The following is a 22,870-nucleotide window of genomic DNA, read 5'->3' as shown; positions in this document are numbered from 1 at the left end:
TGTTCAGTAACTCCATCTCCACCGGATACGTCAGGTTCCGAGGCCGTCCACCCGGGTGCACCAGGGTGGCGGCGTGGTCAACGAGCCGACGCGCGCCACCCCTCTGCTGAGCATCGTCGTGCCGGTCCACGGGGTGGAGGCGTACCTGTACCAGTGCCTCGAGTCGATCCGGGCGGACGTCCCGGCCGACGAGCGGGGCACGGTCGAGCTGGTCGCCGTCGACGACGCCTCCCCGGACCGGTGCGGGGACATGCTGCGTTCGTACGCCGCCGGCCGGTCCGAGGTCCGCACCGTGCACCTGAGCAGCAACGTCGGGCTGGGCCCGGCCCGCAACGCCGGCCTGGCGGTGGCGACCGGCGACTACGTCTGGTTCGTCGACAGTGACGACTGGCTGCCGCCGGGCACCATCCCCGCGGTGCTGGACCGGCTGCGCGCGCACCGCCCCGACGTGCTGCTGCTGGACCACGTGCGGGTGCACGAGGGCGGGCGGCGCGAGCTGGACGCCAGCAGTCCCCTGCTGCGCGGGGTGCCCGACGTGGTCCGGCTGGCCGACCGGCCGCAGCTGCTGCGGGTGCAGCACACCGCCTGGAACAAGGTGGTCCGCCGCGCCTTCATGGACGAGCTGGAGCTGCGCTTCCACCCCGGCTGGTACGAGGACATCCCGTTCAGCCACCCGCTGCTGATCGGCGCGGAGAAGATCTCGGTGCTGGACCGGGTCTGCTACCTCTACCGGCAGGGCCGGCAGGGCGCGATCACCTCCACCCGCAGCGGCCGGCACTTCGACGCCTTCGACCAGTACGACCGGCTGCTGGACTGGGTCGGGCGGCGGTACCCGGACGAGCGGCTGCGGGCCGAGCTGTTCGGGCTGATGGTCAACCACATGCTGGTGGTGGTCGGCAACGACGACCGGCTGCACCCGCACCTGCGCCGAAAGTTCTTCCACCGGGTGGCCGCCCAGTATCGTCGCCACCTGCCGGCGGGCGGCTACCCCCGCCCCGCCGGGGTGGCCGGGCTCAAGCACCGGCTGGTGGGCCGGGACAACTACCTCGCGTACGCGGCGCTGCGCCAGGCCCACCGGCTGGCCGGTCGGCTGCGCCGGCCCGCCGCTCCCCCGGCCGGCGCCGCCGTCGCGTCGGCGGCTGCGGACCGGGTCGCCGCCGACCCGGCCGAGGCGAGCGACGCGCTGGCCCGTCACGGCACGCCGTGACGGCGAGGGTCGACACGTCGTGCCGCCGTGATGCCCGGACCCGGTTGGGGCGGCACCCGGCGGCGGAGTTTTCCAGGTCGTCCCCGGACGACGAGGCAGGGACCGCGCGCCTGCGCGGACGCACAGCGGACAGAGGTCGGGCATGACGACAGTGAAGATCGGGCCGCACGTGGTCGGCGCCGGGGAGCGGCCCTTCGTGGTCGCCGAGATGTCCGGCAACCACAACGGTGACCTGGACCGGGCGCTGGCCATCGTGGACGCCGTCGCGGCCAGCGGGGCGCACGCGCTGAAGCTCCAGACGTACCGGCCGGACACGATCACCATCGACGTCGACACCCCGGCCTTCCGGATCTCCGGTGGGCACGAGCTGTGGGGCGGGCAGAACCTGTACCGGCTCTACGAGCGGGCGCACACGCCGTACGAGTGGCACGCGCCGATCTTCGCCCGGGCCCGCGAGCGGGGGCTGACCGTCTTCTCCTCGCCGTTCGACGCCACGGCGGTGGAGCTGCTGGAGGAGCTGGACGCGCCGGCGTACAAGATCGCCTCGTCGGAGCTGGTCGACCTGCCGCTGATCCGGCTGGTCGCCGGCACCGGCAAGCCGCTGGTCATCTCGACCGGGATGGCGACGGTGGCCGAGATCGACGCCGCGGTGCGGACCGCCCGCGAGGGCGGGGCCGGCGGCATCGTGCTGCTGGCCTGCACCGCCTCCTACCCGGCGCCGCCGGCGGACAGCAACCTGCGCCGTATCCCGGTGCTCGCCGACGCGTTCGGCGTGCCGGTGGGGCTCTCCGACCACACCCCCGGCATCGGCGTGCCGGTCGCCTCCGTGGCGCTGGGCGCGTGTTTCATCGAGAAGCACGTGACGCTGGACCGCGCCGACGGCGGGGTGGACTCCGACTTCTCCCTCAACCCGGACGAGCTGGCCGCGCTGGTGGTCGAGTCGGGGCGGGCGTACGCGGCGCTGGGCGGCACCGCGATCGGCCCCACCCCCGCCGAGCGGGAGGGGCTGCGGTTCCGCCGTTCGCTCTACGTGGTCGCGGACGTGCGCGCCGGCGACCCGGTGACCGCCGACAACGTGCGGTCGATCCGGCCCGCGGGCGGGTTGCCGCCGGTGGAGATCGAGAAGGTGCTGGGCCGCACCTTCGCCGTCGACGTCCCGCGCGGCACCCCGCTGAGCTGGGACCTCGTCTGAGCCGTCGCTGACCGACACCGGCTCCGGGCTTCCGGGGCCGGTGTCGCCGTCCGCCGGCCGGCAGGGTGTCCGGTCGCCTTTCGAGCTGATGTCGTCAACGACTCAACCGACCGGGCCGCGGTCGTCTCGGAGGCGGCGTCGCGCGTCCCGGGCTCCCGCTGCGCGGCCCGCACCGCGAAGCGCGGGACGGCTGGGCGAGAGGCGGCTGGTCAGGGCGCGAAGGCGACCGTCACCACCACGTCGTCCAGGCGCAGGGTCCGCCACACCGCCCGGCTCTCCGGGGGTACGGCCAGCCCGTGCCGCCGCCACCAGGCGGCCACCGGCACGTCGGCCAGCTTGCAGAGGCTCTCCGCCCGGGTCCAGCGGGCCCAGAAGTCGGCCCGCCCGAACCGGTGCGCCAGGGCGGGCGGGACGTCCGCGTCGGCCCGTTCGGCGTCCACCGCGACCCGCCAGCCCGGGGTCGGTGGGCCGTACCAGCCCACGCAGCGTCCGTCGTCGAGGTGGCTGCGGGTGACGGCGTACCCCAGGTCGGCCGGCCGGCCCACCCGCAGGTGCCGTTCGGCGGCGCCGAGCAGGGCCGGCACCGGCCGGGGCGCGCGGGCGGCGGGCCCCGGCCGGGACAGGGCGGCGTCAGACGGAGGCCGCACCGTCCACCACGATCACCTGGCCGTTGATGTTGGTCTGCTCGCGCAGCAGCATCCGCACCACCGGCACGACCTCCTCCGGCTCGGTGAGGTGGCCGGTGGGGGTGCGCCGGACGATCTGGTCGAGCTGGGTGCTGCCCAGCACGGCGGACATCTCCGAGGCGAAGAAGCCGGGCGCCACCGAGTTGACCAGCATCCGGCCGCCCAACTCGCGGGCCAGCGAGCGGGTGGCGGCGTCCATGCCGCCCTTGGTGGCCGAGTACGCCACCAGTCCCGGGAAGCCGCGCTGCGCGCAGATCGAGGTGATGTTGACGATCCGTCCGCGCAGCCCCTTGCCCAGCATCCGCCGGATCACCAGGCGGGTGAGCTGCAACGGCGCGGTCAGGTTGGTCTCGATGATCCGGGCGATGTCGCCGGTGGAGGTGTGCACGTGCAGCGAGTCCTGCCCGACGGCGGCGTTGTTGACGACGCCGTCGATCGGGCCGAGCCGCTCCTCCACCTCCCGCACGAAGGCCAGGGTGGCGGCCGGGTCGGTGACGTCGACCGCGCCGACGTGCACCCGGTCGGGATGCTCGGCGGCCAACTTCTCCAGCTCCGGCGTGACGGTACGGGCGAAGGCCGCCACCCGTACGCCGGCGTCGAGCAGGTCGGTGACGATGGCCAGGCCCAGCCCCCGGGAACCGCCGGAGACGAGGACCACGGTGCTGGGCGGGACGAGCGGGGAGTCAGACATCGCTCTTCAACGTCTCCTTGACGGGGATCTCGGTGAACATGCGGATGCGGCGCGGCACCGCGTAGTCGGGGAGCCGGTCGGCGCACCAGCGCACCAGCATGGCCTCGTCCAGCGGGTCGCCGGACGGCGTCGGCACCACCTCGGCGACGACCATCCGGCCGAGCACCGGCGCCCGCCGACCGGTGACCCGGGCCCAGGCCACCCGGGGGTGGGCGGTGAGCACGTTCCGGACCAGCCCGGCGGAGACCTTGCTGCCGCCGACGTTGATCTCGTCGGAGTCGAGCCGGCCGGTGATCAGCACCCGGTCGTCGACCACCTGCACCCGGTCGCCGGTGCGCACCGGCCCGTCGAGCCCGACCCCGTGGTACGGCGAGCTGACCACCAGTTCCTCGCCGTCGACCGAGAGCCGGGGCCGGCCGGGCACCTCCCGGTCCAGCCAGTCGACCGGGAACCCGGCGCGGCCGTCGTGCACCACGATCGACGCGCCGACCTCGGAGGAGGCGTAGATCCAGGAGATCCGGGCGGTCGGGAACACCGCGCGGAGCTGGTCCAGGACGGCCTGGTCGACCGGCTCCCCGCCGAGGGTGAGCTGGCGCAGCGGCACCCGCGCCAGCGCCGCGCCGTCGCGGTGCAGGGTGCGCCGCCAGAAGGTCGGGGTGCCGGAGGCGGCGTCCACGCCGTGCGCGGCGGCGACGGCCGGCCACTCGTCCAGCTCGTCCGGGTCGACCACCACGAGGTGCTGCCCGGGCTGGGTGAGCGACAGCGTCACCACCTGCCACCAGGCGTACGTACCGGGGGCGTACGGGCAGAGCCAGGTCCGCTCCGGCTGGGCGCCCCGGACGGTGGTCAGCGAGTCCAGGGTGTGCCCGACCCGCTTGGGCCGCCCGGTGGAGCCGGAGGTGAGCAGCCAGAGCCGGCCGGGCTCGGCCGGGCGGGCGGTTGTCGGCGGGACGGTCACCGGGCCGGCGGCGTCCAGGGTGGCCAGCGCGAAGCCGGCCTCGCGCAGCTCGTCCCGCATCGCCGGGTCGACCCGGTGCGCGGTGCTGAGCAGCAGCTCGGTGCCGTGCTCGGCGTGCTGCCGGGCGGCGGCCAGCGCGTCGGCGGAGCCGGCGGCGAGGACGGCGGCGGGCGACGGCAGCGCCGGCGCGGGCAGCGCCCGCCAGGTGCGCGCGGTGCCCCCGACGACGACCCGGTTGTCCAGGCCGGCCGGGGTGGAGGTCGTGACGGTCACTGCCGCTGGAGCGTGCCGAGGAAGTCGAGGACGTCGCCGACGGTGGCGATCCGGCGCAGGCCGGGGGCGTCGAAGTTGAGCTCCTCCCCCGTCTCGTCCTCGACCCGCAGGGCCAGCTCGGAGAAGTCCAGCGACCGGAAGCCGATCTCCCGCAGGTCGGCGTCGTCGTCGTCCGGGAGCACCTTGCCCTGGTTGGCGAGCACCTGCGCCATGAGGTCGCGGATCTGCGCGCGACTCAATTCGTTCATGCGGCGGAGTGTACAGCCCGGGAATTGACCTCACCATTTCCCGGGTAGGGTTCCCGAGGCCCGCAGGAATCGAACGGAAAGAGGTCGGCGTGCTGCGTGAGGCGACCGAGGACGACGTTAACCTGATGTTGTCCTGGCGTAATCAGGAAACCAACCGGCAGGTCAGCAAGAACAGTCACGAGATCACCGCCGAGGAGCACGCCGCGTGGTGGTCGCGGGTGCGCACCGACCCCACCCGCCGGGTGCTGGTGTACGTCCACGACGGCGTGCCCTGCGGCGTGGTCACCTTCTTCGACCTGCGCCTGGCCGGTCCGCGTACCGGTTCCTGGGGCTTCTACCTGGACGCCGAGGGGCTGGCCGAGCGGGGCGAGACGCTGCCGGCCTGGCTGGCGGTGATGCGGGCGGCGGTGGACCACGCCTTCGACGAGTTGCGGCTCGACCGGCTCGACGGGGAGGTGCTGGCCGACAACACGGTGGTCCGCCAGATGAACCGCCGCTTCCGGTTCGTCGAGGGCAGCGCGGAACAGCAGGTGCACGACGGGCGGGAAATCACCGTCGTCCCCGTTTCGCTGCATCGGGAGAACCGTCGACGGCACTGATGTCGACAATTGTCCGCCGCGCATTAACCGGCCGGCCACTTCCCGTTCATCGAGGTCGGTAAAGAATCGTCAGCCGCGCCGCCAGGCCGCCCAGTGCTGGCCCGGATTGCCGCCGAGGCGGACGAAGCCGTAGCGGGTGCCGTCCCAGTCGTCCGCAGCGCCGGGCGCCCAGCGGGCGAAGACCACGTCGGCGGCGGCCGGCGGCCGGTCGCTGAACCACCGCACGTCGCTCCAGGTCACCTGGTGGCTCAGGTTGAACCGCAGGATGTAGTGCACCCCGACGGAGGCGTAGACCCGCTCGCCGGGCCGTACCCCGAGGTCGGCGACGCGCGGGGTCGGCGCGGTGGCCGCCACCATCGGCCGGACCAGCCGGTCGGTGATCACCTGCATGGTGCCGAGGTTCACCACGACCAGCACGGCGAGCACCGGCACCCGCAGCCTCGGCACCCGGACCGCGGCGACCAGCAGCAGGCAGGCCACCGCGCCCACCGCCGCCCCGGTGAACGGGCGGAACTCGCGCCAGCCGCCGGTCAGCGCCATCAGGTCGGGGGCACCGAAGCCGCCGTAGCGCAGCTCGTGCCCCCGACTCGCCACGTAGGCGAGCCGGGCGGCGATCAGCGCCGCACCCCCCACCAGCAACGCGACCGCGACGGCCGCCCGGGCCAGCAGCACCCGGTACGCCACGGTGAGCAGCACCGCCACCCCAACCAGCAGCCAGAACGGGGCCAGCATCTGCACGTACCGCCCGTAGATGGCGTCCAGCGGCTTGGTGGTGATGCCGGCCAGGATCACCGACGCGCCGCCGGCCACGCCGACGCTCGTCACCAGGGCGACGCCGAGCGTCCAGCGGACGGCCGGGTCGCCCCCGCGCCGGCGCAGCTCGCGCACCGCGGCGGCCCAGGCGATCCCGGCCATCCCGAAGGTGATCACCACCAGGTACCAGAGCTGCGTGGCGACGGCCGCCCCCAGCCGCAGCAGCCCCTGCCCGGAGGCGACGGCCCGGACGGTGCCGCCGCCGGGCGGGTTGCCCAACAGGTAGACCCGGTCGCCGAGCAACCGGATGCCGACGGCGTTCACCAGGGCCAGGGCCAGCACGGGCAGCACCGCGGCCAGCGCCTGGCCGAGGGTGACCCGGCGGCGGACCAGCAGCAGCAGGACCAGACCGGCGTGCACCGCCACGATCACCAGGCCCCGGGAGTGCAGCAGGTGGAACGCGCCGACCAGCGTGCCCACCGTCGCGGCGGCCAGCACTCCCGGCCGGGCGACCCACCGGTGCACGGCCAGCAACCAGGCCAGCACCAGCGGCGCCAGCACCGCGTCGATCATCGCCACCTCGGCGTAGAAGGCGGTGGCCGGCAGGGTGGCGGCCACCGCGGCGGCGACCAGCGCGTACGACCGGCGCAGCGCGAGCAGCCGACGCGCCAGCAGGTACGCCAGCGGCAGCACGGTGGCGTTGACCGCCGCGTTGATCAGCTGCACCAGGCGGTAGCTGTCGGTGAAGTCCCGCTCGCCGAGGAACGCCGGGGAGATCAGCATCGGGTAGCCGACCCGGCGCAGCGGGCCGTTCTCGCTGCTGAAGCCGCCCGGCCCGCCGGCCAGCGCCCGGGCGGTGTTGAGGTAGCTGTCCTCGTCGGTGTGCGCGATCGGCAGGGCGACGTGCCGGGCCAGCCACATCCGCCAGGCCACCCCGGCGAGCCAGCCCAGGACCAGCAGCGCCGGCACCAGCCAGCGCCGCCGGGCCGGCGCCGCCGGCGCCTCGACCGGGTCGGCCGGGTCGGCGACCCGGTCCCGTACGTCGGACGTCATCTCGTCTCCTGGTCGCTGGTGAGCGCGCCGGCCGCGCGGCGGGGCGCGGCGGGCGGGTCGGGCGGAGGGGTCGTGGCGGGCGGCGCGGGGCCGGAGGGCGACCGGGCCGGGGGCCGGCCGTCGCGTACGCGGGGCCACTGTAGCCAGCACAGTTCCCGCCGGTCAGCCGCTCGGCGGGGGCGACGCAAGTGTTCGCCTGCCGGGTGTCCGGCATTCACGGGACCAGCGCGGGCGGTTCACCCGGGCGCGTCGGGGTGTTAACCCGCCGTGGCTAGCGTCCGTCCGGTCGCGTGGCCCCCGGCCGCCGACGCACAACCTGCGATCATGGGAGCACCACATTGAGCGAGCTGACGGGATCCTCCATCCTGGTCACCGGCGGCACCGGTTCCTTCGGTAGGACCTTCCTCCGGCACATCCTGGCCGAGGCCGACCCGGCCCGGGTGGTGGTCTTCTCCCGCGACGAGCTGAAGCAGTACGAGCTGCGCCAGCAACTCGGCGACGACCCGCGGCTGCGCTGGTTTATCGGCGACATCCGGGACCGGCACCGGCTCACCCGGGCCATGCACGGCGTCGAGCACGTGGTGCACGCGGCGGCGTTGAAGCAGGTGGACACCGCCGAGTACAACCCGTCGGAGTTCATCGCCACCAACATCACCGGCTCCCAGCACGTGGTGGACGCCGCGATCGAGGCCGGCGTCAAGAAGGTCATCGCGCTCTCCACCGACAAGGCGTCCAGCCCGATCAACCTGTACGGCGCCACCAAGCTGGTCGGCGACAAGCTCTTCGTCTCCGCCAACCACTACGCCGCCCAGCACCCCACCCGCTTCGCCGTGGTCCGCTACGGCAACGTGGTGGGCAGCCGCGGGTCGGTGGTGCCGCTGTTCCGCCGGCTGGCCGCCGAGGGCAAGAGCCTGCCCATCACCGACAAGCGGATGACCCGGTTCTGGATCACCCTCGACCAGGCCGTCCAGTTCGTCATGGACAGCTTCGACCAGATGCAGGGCGGCGAGCTGTTCGTGCCGCGCATCCCCAGCATGCGCATCCTCGACCTGGTCGAGGCGGTCGCCCCGGACGCCACCACCCACGAGATCGGCATCCGGCCGGGCGAGAAGCTGCACGAGGAGATGATCGCCCCGGACGACAGCCGGCGGACGCTGCGCGCCAAGGACCGGTTCATCGTCCAGCCCACCATCGCCACCTGGGGCTACCAGCCGCCGGTCGGCTGCGAGCCGGTGCCGGACGGGTTCGCGTACCAGTCGGACACCAACGACGAGTGGCTGAGCGTCGAGCAGCTGCGCGACATGCTCGGCCTCGGCGCGTGACGGCGATGCTGCCGTACGGGCGGCAGTCGGTCACCGCCGACGACGTCGCCGCCGTGGTGGCCGCGCTGCGCAGCGACTGGCTCACCACCGGCCCGCAGGTCGACGCCTTCGAGACCGACCTGGCGAGCTGGACCGGCGGGGTCGGCTGCGCGGCGGTCTCCAACGGCACCGCCGCCCTGCACGTCGGGTACGCGGCGGCCGGGGTGGGCCCCGGCGACGAGGTGGTGGTGCCGCCGATGACGTTCGTCGCCACCGCCAGCAGCGCGGTGGCGCTCGGCGCGAAGGTGGTCTTCGCCGACGTCGAGGAGGAGACCTTCACCCTCGACCCGGCCGCGGCGGCCGCCGCGACGACCTCGCGTACCCGGGTGGTCTCCGCCGTCGACTACGCCGGCCACCCGGCCGACTACGACGCCCTGCGCGGCGCCCTCGCCGGCAGCGACGCGCTGCTGCTGGCCGACGCGGCGCACTCCATCGGCGCCACCTACCGGGGCCGGCCGGTCGGCTCGCTGGCCGACCTGACCACCTTCTCGTTCTTCCCCACCAAGAACCTGACCACGGCCGAGGGCGGCGCGGTCGCCGCGCTCGACGCGGAGCTGCTGACCCGGGCCCGCCGGTTCCGCAACATCGGGCTGGTCCGCGAGCGGGACGCGCTGCGCTGGCCGGACGAGGGCGGCTGGCACCAGGAGGTGCACGAGTTCGGCCTGAACTACCGGCTGCCCGACGTGCTCTGCGCGCTCGGCCGCAGCCAGCTGCGCCGGCTCGGCGACTTCCTCGCCGCCCGGGACCGGCTGGTCGCCCGGTACGACGAGGCGCTGGCCGACCTGGACGGCGTGCTGCGGCCCGGCCGCCGCTCGTGGGCCGCCCCGGCCTGGCACCTCTACCCGATCCGGGTGCTCGACGGCCGCCGTCGTGAGGTGTACGACCGGATGCGGGCCGCCGGGATCGGCGTCCAGGTCAACTACCTGCCCGCGCACTGGCACCCGGCCTTCGCCGACCTCGGCTACCGGCGCGGATCCTGCCCGGTGGCCGAGTCGTTCTATGAGCAGCAGCTGTCGTTGCCGCTCTTCCCGAGCCTGACCGACGCCGACCAGGATCGCGTGATCGACGCGCTGGGCGCGGCGCTGCGGGGCGTCACGGCACGTCCCGCCGCCGCCTGACGGGGGAACCGATGCACCACGCGAACCATTTCTACGGCCACGCGCACGTGCTGGCCCGCTACTGCGGGCTGGGCGACGGGCACCCGCCCCGGATCAACGGGTACGTCCAGCACGGCTGGAACATCGGCGACGGGCTGGCTCCCGGCCACCCGTACGCCGAGTTCACCCCCAGCCTGCTCTGGTCCGAGCAGACCCGGCGGCGGGCCTGGTCGGTGGGGCGGCGCAACGTGGTCACCGTCGGCGCGCCGTTCACCTACCTGCTGTCGCTGCGCCCGCAGGACCCGCCGGAGGCGGAGCGGGCGGGCACCATCTGGTACCCGTTCCACGGCTGGGAGGGCCAGCACGTCAAGGGCGACCACAAGGAGTTGATCGCCCGGATCCGGGCCACCGAACCCGGCCCGGTCACGGTCTGCCTCTACTGGCACGAGTACGGCATGCGCCGGGTGCGCCGGCTCTACGAGAACGCCGGCTTCCGGGTCATCTGCCACGGCTACCGCGGCCACTGGTGGAAGGACACCGACCCGCTCTTCCTCGACAAGCAGCTCACCGAGCTGCGCCGGCACAAGCGGGTCGCCTCCAACCGGCTGACCAGCGCGATCTTCTACGGCATCGCCGCCGGCTGCGAACCCGCCGTCTACGGCGACCCGATGATCCTCGCCGCCGAGGACCCGACCTTCGGCGGCACCGCCCGGATCCGCCGGCAGTGGCCGGAGCTGCACGGCGAGTCCGTCGACCTGCCGACCGCCGTCGAGATCGCCCGCGCCGAACTGGGCACCGACCACCGCTGTACGCCGGCCGAGCTGCGCGAGCTGCTCGGGTGGGCGAACCTCCAGGAGGAGAAGAGTGACGACTGAGACGGCGGCCCGGATCGCGCTGCCCGGCGGGGAGATGCTGGCCTGGTCCGACCTGCCGGAGGAGCGGCTGCCCGACGGCGGGCCGCTGGCCGCGCTGACGGCCCGCGTCGTACCGGCGGGGGCGCGGGTGCTGCTGGCCGGGCCGCACGACCCGGCGCTGCTGACCCGGCTGGCGCACGCGGAGGTGACCTGCCTGCTGCGCAGCCACCCGGACGGGGTGGCGCTGGCCGAGCGGGGCGCCCGCGTGGTGGTGGGCGGCCCCTCCGGCCTGCCCGCCGGCGAGACCTTCGACGTGGTGGTGGCCGCCGCCGGGCTGGACGCCGTGGAGTCGGTGGAGGGCCCCCGGCTGGGCTGGGACGGCGTGCTGGACCGGCTGGCGCGGGCGCTGCGCCCGGGCGGGACGCTGCTGCTGCGGCTGGACAACCCGCTCGGCGTGCACCGGCTGGTGGCCACCGCCCCCTGGTACGCCGACCGCGCCGACTCCGCCTGGACCATCGGCGGGGTGCTCGACACCAACCGGCCGGCCAACCCGGAGCAGCTGCGCGACCGGCTCGCCGGGGCGGGACTGCGGCCGGCGGCCTGCTTCGCGGCGTACCCCGATCCGACCGCGCCGACCGCGCTGGTGGCCGCCGACGAGCTGGACCGGCGGACCACGTCGGGGCTGTTCGACGCGGTGCTGCACGGTGCCTGCGCGGACGGCGCGGCCACCGTGCTCCAGGACCCGGCCCGGCTGGCCGTCGACGCGCTGCACGCGGGCCTCGGCTCGGCGCTGGCGCCGGGCTGGCTGCTGCTCGCCCACCGACCCGCCGACCCGAACACCGACCCGGCCGACCCGTCGCCGGCCGCGCTGCCCGTGGCGCTGGTGCAGACCGGGCCGCCGGGGATCGGCGTGGTCGAGGTGGTCGACGGACCGGACGGCTGGCGGTGGCGGGTGGGCGGCCGGGTCAGCCGGCCGGAGCCGGCGCCGTTCGCCACCCGCGAGGCGGCCTACCGGGACGCGGGCGCGCTGGACGGGCCGGTCCCCGAGGGGCGGCTGCTGCGCACCCTGCTGCTCGACGCCTGCCTGCGCCGCGACCTGGACACCCTGCGCCGGCTGCTGCGCGGGTACACGACCTGGCTCGCCGCCGGGGCCGACTCCCACGGTCGACTGGGCGGCGCGGTGGCCCTCGCCAGCACGGACAACGTGGTGGTGGCCGGCGACGAGCACGCGGTGCTCGACCCGAGCTGGCGGGCCGCCGCGCCGATGGACGTGGACGTGGTGCTCGCCCGGAGCCTGTGGCGGTTCGCCGCCGCGCTGCTCACCGGCGGGTACGCCCACCCCTGGCCGTCCACCCTGGACGTGGCCGGCCTGACCGTGGTGCTCGGCGGCCTCGCCGGCCGGGAGCTGGACCGGCGCACCGTCGACGCGGCGATCGAGGCGGAGGCGGCGGTCTCCGCCGCGCTGCGCGGCCTCGACGCCGACGGGCGGGTCCGCCTCGCCACCGAGCTGCGCGCGGTCGAGCCGACCGACCCGCCGGCCGGGCCGCGCAGCTACCAGCAGCTGCGCGAGGCGTGGCTGCGCCAGCGGGAGGAGCTGACCCGGCTGGGCGCGCTGCTCAAGTGGACCGAGGAGCTGCTGACCTCGCGGGAGCGGGCGTTGCGCCGGGCCGACGCCACCATCAACCTGCTCAGCGGTTCGCTGAGCTACCGGGTGGGTCGGCTGGCGATCACGCCGGCCCGGCTGGCGAAGCGGGGCGCCCGTGCGGCCAAGCGCCGCGCCCGGGAGGCGCTGAACCAGCGCGGGCCGCGGGAGGAGCAGCAGTGAGCGGGGAGGTCGGGTCGGTGCCCCGGATCGTGGGGATCGTGCAGGCGCGGATGGGCTCGTCCCGGCTGCCCGGCAAGGTGCTGCGCCCGCTGGCCGGGCGCAGCGTGCTCGGCCGGGTGGTCCGGGCCGCCCGGGACAGCGGCGTACTCGCCGACCTGGTCGTGGCGACCAGCACCGACGCCGTCGACGACGCGGTGGCGGCCGAGTGCGACCGGCTGGGCGTGCCGTGCCACCGGGGCCCGGTCGACGACGTGCTGGGTCGCTTCGTCGGCGCCCTGGCCGCCCACCCCGGTGACGCGGTCATGCGGTTCACCGCCGACTGCCCGCTGCTCGACCCGGAGATCATCGCGCTGGTGGCGTCGGTGTACCGGGCGGTGCCCGGGCTCGACTACGCCAGCACCTCGATCGCCCGTACGCTGCCGCGCGGGCTGGACGTCGAGATCATCCGGGCGGACGCGCTGCGCACCCTGGACCGGCTCGCCACCGACCACCACCGGGTGCACGTCACCTCGTACGCGTACACCCACCCGGAGCTGTTCCGGGTGCTCGGGGTGACCCTCACCCCGGACCGGTCGGCGCTGCGGCTCACCCTCGACACCGAGCAGGACTGGGCGCTGGTGCGCGCGGTCACCGACCACTTCGGCGACGTCAGCGTGCCGCTGGCCAAGCTCGCCGACTGGCTGGACGGCCAGCCCGCCCTGCGCGCCCTCAACGCCGACGTACGCCAGAAGCGCCTGGAGGAGTCCTGAACCCGCCACGGATCGGGCTGCGCTGCGACGCCGGGCCCCGGCGCGGCGTCGGGCACCTGGTCCGCTGCCTGGCCCTCGGCGAGGAGTTCCTGGCCCGGGGGGCCCGGGTGGAGCTGTTCGGCACCGTCGAGCGGATCGGCTGGGCGCAGGCGCAGCTGGCGGCCCGGGGCATCCCGGCGCACCGGGGCCCGGACACCCCGGCCGGGCTGGTCGAGGCGGCCCACCGGCACCGGCTGGACGCGATGGTGCTCGACTCGTACGAGCTGGACCCGGCCGGCGCCGGGGCGCTGCGCGCGGCGGGCGTGGTCACCCTGGCGGTGGTCGACGGCGACACCCGGGGGCAGGACGCCGACCTCTACCTGGACCAGAACTTCGGCGCCCGGACCGACGCGCCCGCCGGGCGGCTGCTGGCCGGCACCCGGTACGCGCTGCTGCGCGACTCGGTGATCGGCGCCCGGCCGGCCGCCCCGAGCCAGGCCGCGCCGGTGGACCGGCCCCGGGTGCTCGCCTTCTTCGGCGGAACCGACGCGCTCGGCGCCGCCCCGGTGCTGACCCGGGTGCTGCTCGCCACCGGGCACCCGATGGAGCTGACCGTGGTGGTGGGCCGCCCCGACGTCGAGGCGGAACTGGAGGCGCTGACCCCCGGCCGGGGCCAGTCGCTGCGTCCGGTCCCGCCCACCGACGAGCTGCCCGCCCTGATCGGGGCGGCGGACCTGGTGGTCAGCGCCGCCGGCACGTCCACCTGGGAACTGTGCTGCCTCGGGGCGCCGTCGGCGCTGGTCTGCGTGGTGGACAACCAGCGCGAGTCGTACCGCCGGGTGGTGGACCACGGGCTGGTCGCCGGCCTGGGCGAGCTGCCGGAGCTGGCCGGGGCCGGGGTGGCCGGGCGGGCGGCCCGGGCGGCGGCCGCGCGGACCCTGACCGGCCTGCTCGGCTCCCCCCGGCGGCGGGCCGCGCTCGCCGCACGGGCCTGGGCCACCGTCGACGGGCGCGGCCGGGCCCGGGTCGCCGACGCGCTGCTCGACCTGGTCCAGCGCGGCGATCGTACGCCTGTACTAAACCGCTGATATGGTGGCGGCATGACGCAGGCCGCCTACCAGCCGTCGATGCTCGACCTCGCCGACGCCGGTCCGTCGCTCGGGCCGCTGCCGGGCGCGCTGCGCCGGCACGTGCTCACCCGGGGCGCCTGGGTCGACCACCTCCCCGGCTGGGTGCGCGGCTCCGACGCGGTGCTCGACACCCTGCTGACCGAGGTGCCCTGGCGCGCCGAGCGCCGCACCATGTACGACGCCGAGGTCGACGTCCCCCGCCTGCTCTGCTGGTACGCGGGCGGCCGCCCGCTGCCGCACCCGGTGCTGACCGAGGCCCGCGAGGCGCTGACCCGGCACTACGCCGCCGAGCTGGGCGAGCCCTTCGTCACCGCCGGCATGTGCCTCTACCGCGACGGCCGGGACAGCGTCGCCTGGCACGGCGACACCCAGGGCCGGTCGGCGCACATCGACACCATGGTCGCCATCGTCTCGTTCGGCTCGCCCCGGCCGCTGCTGCTGCGCCCGCGCGGCGGCGGCGCCAGCCTGCGCTTCCCGCTCGGGCACGGCGACCTGGTGGTGATGGGCGGCTCCTGCCAGCGCACCTGGGAGCACGCCATCCCCAAGACCGCCCGTCCGGTCGGCCCCCGCGTCAGCGTCCAGTTCCGCCCCACCGGCGTAGCCTGACCCACCCCACCCCACCCCACCCCACCCGGTCCCGGCACCACCGCCCCCCTCTCGGCTCGGTGATCATGAAGTTGTTGTCGCGACACGCCGGTGGGCAGGGCGACAACTTCATGATCGACGCGGGGACAACGGCGGCGCGGGGGATGCGGGGGATGCGGAAGGGGCCCGGAGGCGTCAGCCTCCGGGCCCCTTGCGCGTGCGGGTCAGCGTTCGATCAGGTGGCCGAGGACCGTCGGGCCGAGCATGACGGCGAAGCCGCTGCCGTCGCGGCGCGGGTCGGCGGGGGGCAGCTCCACCGGGTCGCCGGTGGCGGTCGCGCCGACCGGCCGGGCGCCGACCCAGGCGACCACCAGGTCCGTCTCGCCCTTGAGGAAACGCTGGGCGCGCACGCCGCCGGTCGCCCTCCCCTTCGCCGGGTACGCCCCGAACGGCGTCACCTTGACCGTCGCGCCGGTGGAGGTCACCACCATCGGCTCCCCGTGCCCGGGGTCGTCCGTGCGGACCGCCCCGAACCAGACCACCCGCGCCCCGTCGGGCACGTTGACCCCGGCCATGCCGCCACCCTTGAGCCCCTGCGGGCGGACCAGCGTGGCGGCGAAACGCAGCAGCGACGCCTCCGAGGTGATGAAGGTCAGCGCCTCCTGGCCGTCGGTGAGCCAGGTCGCCCCGACCACCTCGTCCCCCTCGCGCAGGCCGATCACCTCGAACTCGTCCGAGCGGACCGGCCACTCCGGCGCGCAGACCTTGACCACGCCCTGCCGGGTGCCGAGCGCCAGGCCCGGCGACCCCTGCGCAGCCGCCCCGAGCGGGGCCAGCCCGACCACCGTCTCGCCGGCCTCCAGCGGCACCAGCTCGGCGGCCGACATGCCGCCGCGCAGCGAGACCGTGCCGGCCTGCTCCGGCAGCACCGGCAGCGGCAGCACGTCGATCTTGAACGCCCGGCCGGCGCTGGTCACCAGGAGCACCCGGCCCCGGGCGGTGGTGTGCACGACGGCGCGTACCGTGTCGTGCTTGACCCGGCCGTTGCGCCGGCGCCCCTCGGCGGCCTCCTCCGACTCGGCCGCGGTGCGGGCCACCAGCCCGGTCGCGGAGAGGATCACCTGGCAGGGGTCGTCGGCCACCTCCAGCGGGCCGGCCGGCACCGACGCCGCCAGCACCTCCTTGAGGTCGCCGTCGACCAGGGTGGTACGCCGCGGCGCGCCGAACTGCTTCACCACCGCCGACAGCTCGTCGGAGACGACCTTCTTCAGCACCTTGTCGTCGTCGAGGATCTTGGACAGCTCGGCGATCTCCCCGCGCAGCTTCTCCTGCTCGGCCTCCAGCTCGATCCGGTCGTACTTGGTCAACCGGCGCAGCGGAGTGTCCAAAATGTAGGTGGCCTGGATCTCGGAGAGCTTGAACTTCTGCATCAGGCCGTCCTTGGCCGCCTGGGCATCGTCGCTGGCCCGGATCAGCCTGACCACCTTGTCGATGTCGAGCAGGGCGATCAGCAGGCCGTCGACCAGGTGCAGCCGCTCCTCGCGCTTGCGCCTGCGGTACGCGCTGCGCCGGGTGACGACCTCGTAGCGGTGGGCCAGGAAGACCTCCAGCAGCGCCTTCAGCCCGAGCGTGCGCGGCTGGCCGTCGACCAGCACCAGGTTGTTGACGCCGAACGACTGCTCCAGCGGGGTGAGCCGGTAGAGGTCGGCCAGCAGCGCCTGCGGGTTGACGCCGACCTTGCACTCGATGACCAGGCGGGTGCCGCTCTCCCGGTCGGTGAGGTCCTTGACGTCGGCGATGCCGGTCAGCCGCTTGGTCTTGGTGACCTCGTTGGTGATCGCCGCGATGACCTTCTCGGCGCCGACGCCGTACGGCAGCTCGACGACGGTGATCGCCTGCCGGCCCCGGCTGCCCTCGAGGGGGCCAATCTCCACCTTGCCGCGCATCCGCACCACGCCGCGTCCGCTCTCGTACGCCCGACGCACCTCGTCCAGGCCGAGCAGCAGACCGCCGGTGGGCAGGTCGGGGCCGGGAACGAACTCCATCAGCTTGTCGAGGTCGGCGTCCGGGTGGTTGATCAGCCAGCGGGCGGCGGAGACCACCTCGCCGAGGTTGTGCGGGATCATGTTGGTCGCCATCCCGACCGCGATCCCGGACGCGCCGTTGACCAGCAGGTTGGGGAAGGCGGCCGGCAGCACGGTGGGCTGGGTCAGCGAGCCGTCGTAGTTGGGCTCGACGTCGACGGTGTCCTCGCCCAGCTCGCCGACGAGCAGCATCGCCTCGCGGGAGAGCCGGGCCTCGGTGTAGCGCGCGGCGGCGGGGCCGTCGTCCGGGGAGCCGAAGTTGCCGTGCCCGTCGATCAGCGGCGCGTTCAGCGAGAAGTCCTGGGCCAGCCGGACCATCGCGTCGTAGATCGCGGTGTCGCCGTGCGGGTGGTACTTGCCCATCACGTCGCCGACGACCCGGGCGGACTTGACGTGCCCCCGGTCCGGCCGGTGGCCGGCCTCGTGCATGGACCAGAGGATGCGCCGGTGCACCGGCTTGAGCCCGTCGCGCGCGTCGGGCAGGGCGCGGGAGTGGATGACCGAGAAGGCGTACTCCAGGTAGGAGTCGGAGACCTCGGTGACCAGCGGGTTGTCGAAGACCCGCGCGCCGGCCTGGTCGAAGGCGGACAGGTCCACCTTGGCGCGGTCTTCCTTGCGGCGTGCCATCGTCAGCTCTCCCCTCGAACGGACCCGGTGCTCATGCGTCGATCGCTTCCCGGTCGACCCGGTCGGAGGAGTCGATCAGCCAGTTGCGGCGCGGCTCGACCTTCTCCCCCATCAGCAGTTCGAGGATCCGCTCGGCGGCGTCGACGTCGTCGAGGGTGATCCGGCGGACCGCCCGGGTGGCGGGGTTCATCGTGGTCTCCCACAGCTCGTCGGCGTCCATCTCGCCGAGGCCCTTGAAGCGCGGGATCGGGGTGACGATCTGCTTGCCGGCCTTCTCCAGCTTGCGGACCGTCGCCTCCATCTCGGCCTGGGTGTAGGTGTAGACGGTCTGCGGGTTGCGCCCCTTGGTGGTGATCTTGTGCAGGGGCGGCATCGCGGCGAAGAGCCGACCGGCCTCGATCAGCGGCCGCATGTAGCGGGCGAAGAGCGTGATGAGCAGGGTACGGATGTGCGCGCCGTCCACGTCGGCGTCCGCCATGATCAGGACCCGGCCGTACCGCAGGGCCGACAGGTCGAAGGTACGCCCCGAGCCGGCGCCGAGCACCTGCACGATCGCGGCGCACTCGGCGTTGTCCAGCACCTGCTGGAGGTTCGCCTTCTGGACGTTGAGGATCTTGCCGCGGATCGGCAGCAGCGCCTGATACTCCGCCGACCGGGCGAGCCGGCCGGTGCCCAGGGCGCTGTCCCCCTCGACGATGAACAGCTCGCTGCGGTCGATGCCGGCCGCGCGGCAGTCGACCAGCTTGGCCGGCATCGACGCGCCCTCCAGGGCGGTCTTGCGCCGGGCCGCGTCCTTCTGCTGCTTCTGGGTGAGCCGGACCCGCGCCGCGTCGACGATCTTCTGGAGCACCGTACGCGCCTCGGCCTTGGTGCGCCGGTCCTCCAGCCACGCCTTGACGTGCTGCTCGATCAGGGACTGCATCACCTTGGTGATGCCGGCGGTGGAGAGCTCGTCCTTGGTCTGTGAGGTGAACTGTGGCTCCGGGATGCGCACGTGCACCACGGCCGTCATCCCCTCCAGGACGTCGTCCAGGGTGGGCGGCTCCTCCTTGGCCTTGAGCAGGCCCCGGGTGTTGCGTACGGCGTCGGCGAGGGTGCGCGCCAGCGCCCGCTCGAAGCCCTTGCGGTGGGTGCCGCCGTGGGCGTTGCGGATGGTGTTGGTGAAGCACTCCACGGTGCGCTCGTAGCCGGTGCCCCAGCGGAGGGCCACCTCGACCTCGGCGCGGCGCTGCACGTTGGACTGCATCACGCCGTTGGCGTCGGCGGCGTTCTCCCGGTAGGTGCCCTCGCCGGTGACCAGCAGGGTGCCGGAGACCGGCCGGTCGCCGGCCGGGGCCAGGAACTCGACCATGTCGGTGAGGCCGTTGGGGAAGTGGAAGCGCTCCTCGGCGGGCTGCTCACCGGTCTCGTCGCGCAGCCGGTAGTCGACCCCGGGCACCAGGAAGGCGGTGTTGCGCAGCTTCATCCGGACGGCGTCGACGTCGAGCGTCGCGCCGGTCTCGAAGTAGCGGGCGTCGTGCCAGTAGCGGATCGAGGTGCCGGTGCGCTGGCCGCGCTTCATCGCCCCGACGATCTGGAGGCCGGGACCGGCGGTGAACGGGGCGTCCGGGCCGTCGCCGTCGAAGATCCCCGGCACGCCGTGCCGGAACGACATGGCGTGCACCTTGCCGCCGCGCCGGACGGTGACGTCGAAGCGGCGGGAGAGCGCGTTGACCGCCGAGGCGCCGACGCCGTGCAGGCCGCCGGAGGTCTTGTAGCCGGAGCCGCCGAACTTGCCACCGGCGTGCAGCCGGGTGAGCACCAGCTCGACCCCGGAGATGCCGGACTTGGCGTGCACGTCGGTGGGGATGCCGCGGCCGTCGTCGTCGACCTGCACCGAACCGTCGGCGTGCAGCGTCACCTCGACCTTCCTGGCGTGACCCGCGACACCCTCGTCGGTCGAGTTGTCGAGGATCTCGTTGACGAGGTGACCCACGCCACGGCTGTCGGTGGAGCCGATGTACATGCCGGGACGCTTGCGGACGGCGTCCAGGCCCTCGAGGTGGGTGAGGTCGTCGGCCCCGTAGAGGGTCTCAGGCTGTGCGGTCAACTGGTCGTACTCCCAGGTCTCGGCGGTGTGGTGCCGCTCACCGTCTTGATCCACCCTGACTCGATCTCCACGCGCGGCGCGCCGCAGCGAGCCTAGCCGCACGCCCCGACACAACCGCGCAGCCCCGCTGGAGCCATCGCGAACGGGGCGCGCGTCGTCGGTCTCCCGGCAGCAACGCCGGTCCCCGCCGGGGTGTTCCCGGGTACGGGCCGCCCGACGACGCCTCAGGGCCGGATCGCGGCGCCGAGCACGTGCGGCGACGCCGGTGCCGGCAACCGCCCGGGCGGGAAGCGGAACCGGTCCAGCCGGACCACGCTGAAGCCCGCCGCGACGATCGCCGACACCGTGTCCCGTCCGGTGTGGCAGCCGCCGCAGAGCAGCGGCCAGCAGGTCGCGTCGACCACCCGCTGCGTCCGGCGCAGCCCGGGGGTGCCCGCGGCGACGTGCTCGTAGAAGCGCAACCACCCGCCGGGACGCAGCACCCGGTACGCCTCCCGCAGCGCGACGGCCTGGTCGGGGACCGAGCAGAGCACCAGCGACATCACCACGGCGTCGGCGCTGGCGTCGGCGACCGGCAGCGCCTCGGCCAGCCCGTCGGTGACCGTCACCGGCACCGGCGCGTGCTCGGCGGCGCCGCGAGCGGCGGCGCGCAGCCAGGGCTCGGGCTCCACCGCGAGCACGGCGTCCACCTCGGGCGGGTAGTGCGCGAACATCCGGCCGTTGCCGGCGCCCACCTCGACCACCCGCCCGCGCAGGCCGGCGACCAGTCGACGCCGGTGCTCGGCCGCGCCGGCCCGGTCCAGGGCCACGCTCGCCCGGGCGAACAACCGGGCGAACAACGGGTGGGACACCCGGGAGTTGGACATCGGCGCTCCGCTCGACGTGGGTCGCTCGTCCGGCAGGCTACCGCCCGTCCGCCACCGCACCGCCGCCCCACGCCCGCCCCGCCGGGGCAGCCCAGGCGAGCCGGCAACTACGGGCCGGCAGCGGGGCGGCGCGGGGCGGTGACCAACGGAGCTCTTCAGGGAGTACGCGGGCGCGCGGTGAGCGCGAGCAGGACGGGAGCGGCGGGGCTGCCGGCGAGGTCGCCGAGGCGGACGTCATCGAGGACGGCGAGGAAGGCGGCCTGGGCGCGGCGCAGTTGGACGCGGAGCCGGCAGTCGCCCCGCAGCGCGCAGCCGGACTCCTCGCAGGCGACGACCTCGCCCTCGCCCTCGAAGGCCCGCACGACCTGGCCGACGGTCAGCTCCTCCGCGCCCTCGGCGAAGGCCACGCCGCCGGAGCGCCCGCGGATGGTGACCAGCACACCGAGCCGTTGCAGCCGCTGCACCACCTTGGCGACGTGGCTGCGGGGCAGGTCCAGCCGCTCGGCCAGTTCGTCGACGGTGGTCCGGGTCGACGCCGGCGCGGTCAGCATGGCGATCCGCAGCGCCATGTCGGTGGACCGGTTGAGCTTCACGGACCGACCCTAGCCAGCGCGTCCCGGCCCGGACAGGGGCCGGGAGACCGTGACGCCGGCAACACCGGACCCGGGACTTTCGGCCCTGAAGAGGTATCTCGGATTCCTGTTTAAGTGCTCGCGTAGGCAACGCAGAAGGAGGAGCACCGTGCTCTCGGAATCGTCCAAGGCCGTGGTGATCGCGACCCTGCCCGTCGTACGGGCACACGGGGAGGAGATCACCGGCCGGTTCTATCCGCGGATGTTCGCCGCCCACCCGGAGCTGCTCAACCTGTTCAACCGGGGCAACCAGGCGACGGGCCAGCAGAAGGCCGCGCTGGCCGCCTCCGTCGTCGCGTACGCCGAGCACCTCACCGGCACCGGTGGGCCGGCGTGGGACGCGATCCTGGACCGGATCGCGCACAAGCACGCCTCGCTGGGTATCACCCCCGACCAGTACACGGTCGTCGGCCGGCACCTGATGGCCGCCATCGGCGAGGTGCTGGGCGCGGCCGTCACGCCGGAGGTCGCCGCGGCCTGGGACGAGGTGTACTGGCTGATGGCCTGCGAACTCATCGCCCGGGAGGCCCGCCTCTACACGACGGCCGGCGTGGCCGGGGGCGGCGCGGTCTGGCGCGACTGGCGGGTCACCGGGGTGGTGCCGGAGGCCACCGACGTCATCTCGCTGACCCTCGTGCCGGCCGACGGCGGCCCGGTCCCCGGCTTCGTCCCCGGGCAGTACGTCTCGGTCGCCGTCGACCTCGACGGCGGGCTCGGCCAGCAGATCCGGCAGTACAGCCTCTCCGGCCGTCCCGGCGCCGACCACTGGCGGATCACGGTCAAGCGGGTACGCGGCGTCGGCGGGGCGCCGGACGGCCTGGTCTCCACCGTCCTGCACGAGCGGACCGCGCCCGGCGACACGCTCCGGCTCAGCCCGCCCTTCGGCGAGGTCAGCGCGGTGGCCGGCGACGGGCCGCTGCTGCTGGTCAGCGCCGGCATCGGGCTGACCCCGGCGATGTCCGCGCTGGAGCACCTGGCGGCCACCGCGCCCGAGCGGCCGGTGGTGCTGGTGCACGCCGACCGGGACGGGGCCGCGCACGCCCACCGCGACGAACTGCCCCGGCTGCACGCCCGGCTGCCCAACCTGCGGCTCAAGCTCTGGTACGAGGAGACCACCGACGGCGACGACCGGGCGGCGCTGACCGCCGAGGTGGCCAGCGGCCGGATCGACCCCGAGCTGATCCCGCTCTCCCCCGACGCGCACGTGCACCTCTGCGGGCCACTGCCGTTCATGAACGAGGTCCGGACCGGGCTGCTGCGCCGGGGCGTACCGGTGGAGCGGATCGCGTACGAGGTGTTCGGGCCGGGGATGCTGCGCGGCGGCGTCTGACC

General features: G+C 74.6%; 20 protein-coding genes. 11 read left to right on the top strand and 9 right to left on the bottom strand.

Going from position 1 to position 22,870, the window contains the following annotated elements; translation table 11 throughout:
* Positions 1-73 precede the first annotated feature (73 nt).
* Positions 74-1,207, top strand: coding sequence for a glycosyltransferase family 2 protein (locus ACTMTB_RS20760; protein ID WP_441147948.1), 1,134 nt, complete (start codon positions 74-76; stop codon positions 1,205-1,207).
* A gap of 142 nt (positions 1,208-1,349) precedes the next feature.
* Entirely contained in the window at positions 1,350-2,399 is a 1,050-nt protein-coding gene (pseI, locus tag ACTMTB_RS20755; protein ID WP_441147947.1) for a pseudaminic acid synthase, read from the top strand.
* Between the two features lie 209 nt (positions 2,400-2,608).
* Here pseI and ACTMTB_RS20750 read toward each other — a convergent pair whose 3' ends face one another.
* From ACTMTB_RS20750 to ACTMTB_RS20735, 4 genes are read right to left on the bottom strand one after another with little or no spacing between them, the layout of a single operon-like run.
* The gene (locus ACTMTB_RS20750; RefSeq protein WP_441147946.1) at positions 2,609-3,046 is read right to left on the bottom strand and encodes a hypothetical protein; all 438 of its coding nucleotides are present in this window, start codon (positions 3,044-3,046) and stop codon (positions 2,609-2,611) included.
* Positions 3,030-3,776, bottom strand: coding sequence for an SDR family NAD(P)-dependent oxidoreductase (locus ACTMTB_RS20745; RefSeq protein ID WP_441147945.1), 747 nt, complete (start codon positions 3,774-3,776; stop codon positions 3,030-3,032). Before ACTMTB_RS20745 ends, ACTMTB_RS20750 begins: the two co-directional genes overlap by 17 nt.
* The gene (locus ACTMTB_RS20740; protein ID WP_441147944.1) at positions 3,769-5,007 is read right to left on the bottom strand and encodes an AMP-binding protein; all 1,239 of its coding nucleotides are present in this window, start codon (positions 5,005-5,007) and stop codon (positions 3,769-3,771) included. The genes ACTMTB_RS20745 and ACTMTB_RS20740 overlap by 8 nt, the downstream gene beginning before the upstream one ends.
* Positions 5,004-5,255: a phosphopantetheine-binding protein gene (locus tag ACTMTB_RS20735; protein ID WP_436682724.1), complete on the bottom strand. Its 252-nt coding sequence runs from the start codon at positions 5,253-5,255 to the stop codon at positions 5,004-5,006. Before ACTMTB_RS20735 ends, ACTMTB_RS20740 begins: the two co-directional genes overlap by 4 nt.
* A gap of 89 nt (positions 5,256-5,344) precedes the next feature.
* On the opposite strand from ACTMTB_RS20735, the gene ACTMTB_RS20730 reads away from it, so the two are divergent.
* The gene (locus ACTMTB_RS20730) at positions 5,345-5,854 is read left to right on the top strand and encodes a GNAT family N-acetyltransferase (protein ID WP_441147943.1); all 510 of its coding nucleotides are present in this window, start codon (positions 5,345-5,347) and stop codon (positions 5,852-5,854) included.
* A gap of 69 nt (positions 5,855-5,923) precedes the next feature.
* Here the strand turns inward: ACTMTB_RS20730 and ACTMTB_RS20725 are convergent, their stop codons facing one another.
* On the bottom strand, positions 5,924-7,660 hold the full coding sequence (locus ACTMTB_RS20725) for a hypothetical protein (protein WP_441147942.1): 1,737 nt from the start codon (positions 7,658-7,660) through the stop codon (positions 5,924-5,926).
* Positions 7,661-7,998: 338 nt separating this feature from the next.
* On the opposite strand from ACTMTB_RS20725, the gene pseB reads away from it, so the two are divergent.
* Genes pseB through ACTMTB_RS20690 form a run of 7 tightly spaced genes read left to right on the top strand, consistent with a single transcriptional unit; the run spans position 7,999 to position 15,261 of the window.
* Positions 7,999-8,982 (top strand): UDP-N-acetylglucosamine 4,6-dehydratase (inverting), encoded by a 984-nt coding sequence (gene pseB / locus ACTMTB_RS20720; protein WP_441147941.1) that lies wholly within the window; start codon positions 7,999-8,001, stop codon positions 8,980-8,982.
* The gene (locus tag ACTMTB_RS20715) at positions 8,979-10,139 is read left to right on the top strand and encodes a DegT/DnrJ/EryC1/StrS family aminotransferase (protein WP_441147940.1); all 1,161 of its coding nucleotides are present in this window, start codon (positions 8,979-8,981) and stop codon (positions 10,137-10,139) included. Before pseB ends, ACTMTB_RS20715 begins: the two co-directional genes overlap by 4 nt.
* Positions 10,140-10,150: 11 nt before the next feature.
* The gene (locus ACTMTB_RS20710; RefSeq protein WP_441147939.1) at positions 10,151-10,993 is read left to right on the top strand and encodes a hypothetical protein; all 843 of its coding nucleotides are present in this window, start codon (positions 10,151-10,153) and stop codon (positions 10,991-10,993) included.
* Positions 10,983-12,797, top strand: a complete 1,815-nt coding sequence (locus tag ACTMTB_RS20705) for a class I SAM-dependent methyltransferase (protein WP_441147938.1) — start codon at positions 10,983-10,985, stop codon at positions 12,795-12,797. Before ACTMTB_RS20710 ends, ACTMTB_RS20705 begins: the two co-directional genes overlap by 11 nt.
* 17 nt (positions 12,798-12,814) lie before the next feature.
* Positions 12,815-13,546, top strand: a complete 732-nt coding sequence (locus tag ACTMTB_RS20700; protein ID WP_441148127.1) for a cytidylyltransferase domain-containing protein — start codon at positions 12,815-12,817, stop codon at positions 13,544-13,546.
* On the top strand, positions 13,543-14,613 hold the full coding sequence (locus ACTMTB_RS20695; RefSeq protein WP_441148126.1) for a PseG/SpsG family protein: 1,071 nt from the start codon (positions 13,543-13,545) through the stop codon (positions 14,611-14,613). Before ACTMTB_RS20700 ends, ACTMTB_RS20695 begins: the two co-directional genes overlap by 4 nt.
* Positions 14,614-14,625: 12 nt before the next feature.
* Positions 14,626-15,261, top strand: coding sequence for an alpha-ketoglutarate-dependent dioxygenase AlkB (locus ACTMTB_RS20690; protein WP_441147937.1), 636 nt, complete (start codon positions 14,626-14,628; stop codon positions 15,259-15,261).
* Positions 15,262-15,464: 203 nt separating this feature from the next.
* Here ACTMTB_RS20690 and ACTMTB_RS20685 read toward each other — a convergent pair whose 3' ends face one another.
* The 4 genes from ACTMTB_RS20685 to ACTMTB_RS20670 form a co-directional block, all read right to left on the bottom strand.
* On the bottom strand, positions 15,465-17,951 hold the full coding sequence (locus ACTMTB_RS20685; protein ID WP_441147936.1) for a DNA gyrase/topoisomerase IV subunit A: 2,487 nt from the start codon (positions 17,949-17,951) through the stop codon (positions 15,465-15,467).
* Between the two features lie 31 nt (positions 17,952-17,982).
* Positions 17,983-20,094, bottom strand: coding sequence for a DNA gyrase/topoisomerase IV subunit B (locus ACTMTB_RS20680; RefSeq protein WP_441147935.1), 2,112 nt, complete (start codon positions 20,092-20,094; stop codon positions 17,983-17,985).
* Positions 20,095-20,264: 170 nt separating this feature from the next.
* A complete protein-coding gene (locus ACTMTB_RS20675; protein WP_441147934.1) occupies positions 20,265-20,906 on the bottom strand; it encodes a class I SAM-dependent methyltransferase in 642 nt (213 codons plus the stop codon).
* Positions 20,907-21,061: 155 nt separating this feature from the next.
* Positions 21,062-21,499 carry an RrF2 family transcriptional regulator gene (locus ACTMTB_RS20670; RefSeq protein WP_441147933.1) on the bottom strand — a complete coding sequence of 146 codons (438 nt, stop codon included), beginning with the start codon at positions 21,497-21,499 and terminating at the stop codon, positions 21,062-21,064.
* Positions 21,500-21,647: 148 nt separating this feature from the next.
* Between ACTMTB_RS20670 and ACTMTB_RS20665 the strand changes: the two genes are divergently transcribed.
* Complete coding sequence (locus ACTMTB_RS20665) at positions 21,648-22,868, top strand: globin domain-containing protein (RefSeq protein WP_441147931.1); 1,221 nt, start codon at positions 21,648-21,650, stop codon at positions 22,866-22,868.
* Positions 22,869-22,870 lie beyond the last annotated feature (2 nt).

Source organism: Micromonospora sp. L32 (genome assembly GCF_052068055.1).
GTDB lineage: Bacteria > Actinomycetota > Actinomycetes > Mycobacteriales > Micromonosporaceae > Micromonospora > Micromonospora purpureochromogenes.
The sequence above is the reverse complement of the archived record's forward strand: the minus strand, read 5'-3'. Positions and strand labels throughout refer to the sequence as shown.

Excerpts from the sequence above, each read along its gene's own strand:
- pseI (WP_441147947.1), top strand. The coding sequence starts at position 1,350 with ATGACGACAGTGAAGATCGGGCCGCACGTGGTCGGCGCCGGGGAGCGG.
- ACTMTB_RS20685 (WP_441147936.1), bottom strand. The coding sequence starts at position 17,951 with ATGGCACGCCGCAAGGAAGACCGCGCCAAGGTGGACCTGTCCGCCTTC.
- ACTMTB_RS20725 (WP_441147942.1), bottom strand. The coding sequence starts at position 7,660 with ATGACGTCCGACGTACGGGACCGGGTCGCCGACCCGGCCGACCCGGTC.
- ACTMTB_RS20690 (WP_441147937.1), top strand. The coding sequence starts at position 14,626 with ATGACGCAGGCCGCCTACCAGCCGTCGATGCTCGACCTCGCCGACGCC.
- ACTMTB_RS20735 (WP_436682724.1), bottom strand. The coding sequence starts at position 5,255 with ATGAACGAATTGAGTCGCGCGCAGATCCGCGACCTCATGGCGCAGGTG.
- ACTMTB_RS20745 (WP_441147945.1), bottom strand. The coding sequence starts at position 3,776 with ATGTCTGACTCCCCGCTCGTCCCGCCCAGCACCGTGGTCCTCGTCTCC.
- ACTMTB_RS20710 (WP_441147939.1), top strand. The coding sequence starts at position 10,151 with ATGCACCACGCGAACCATTTCTACGGCCACGCGCACGTGCTGGCCCGC.
- ACTMTB_RS20675 (WP_441147934.1), bottom strand. The coding sequence starts at position 20,906 with ATGTCCAACTCCCGGGTGTCCCACCCGTTGTTCGCCCGGTTGTTCGCC.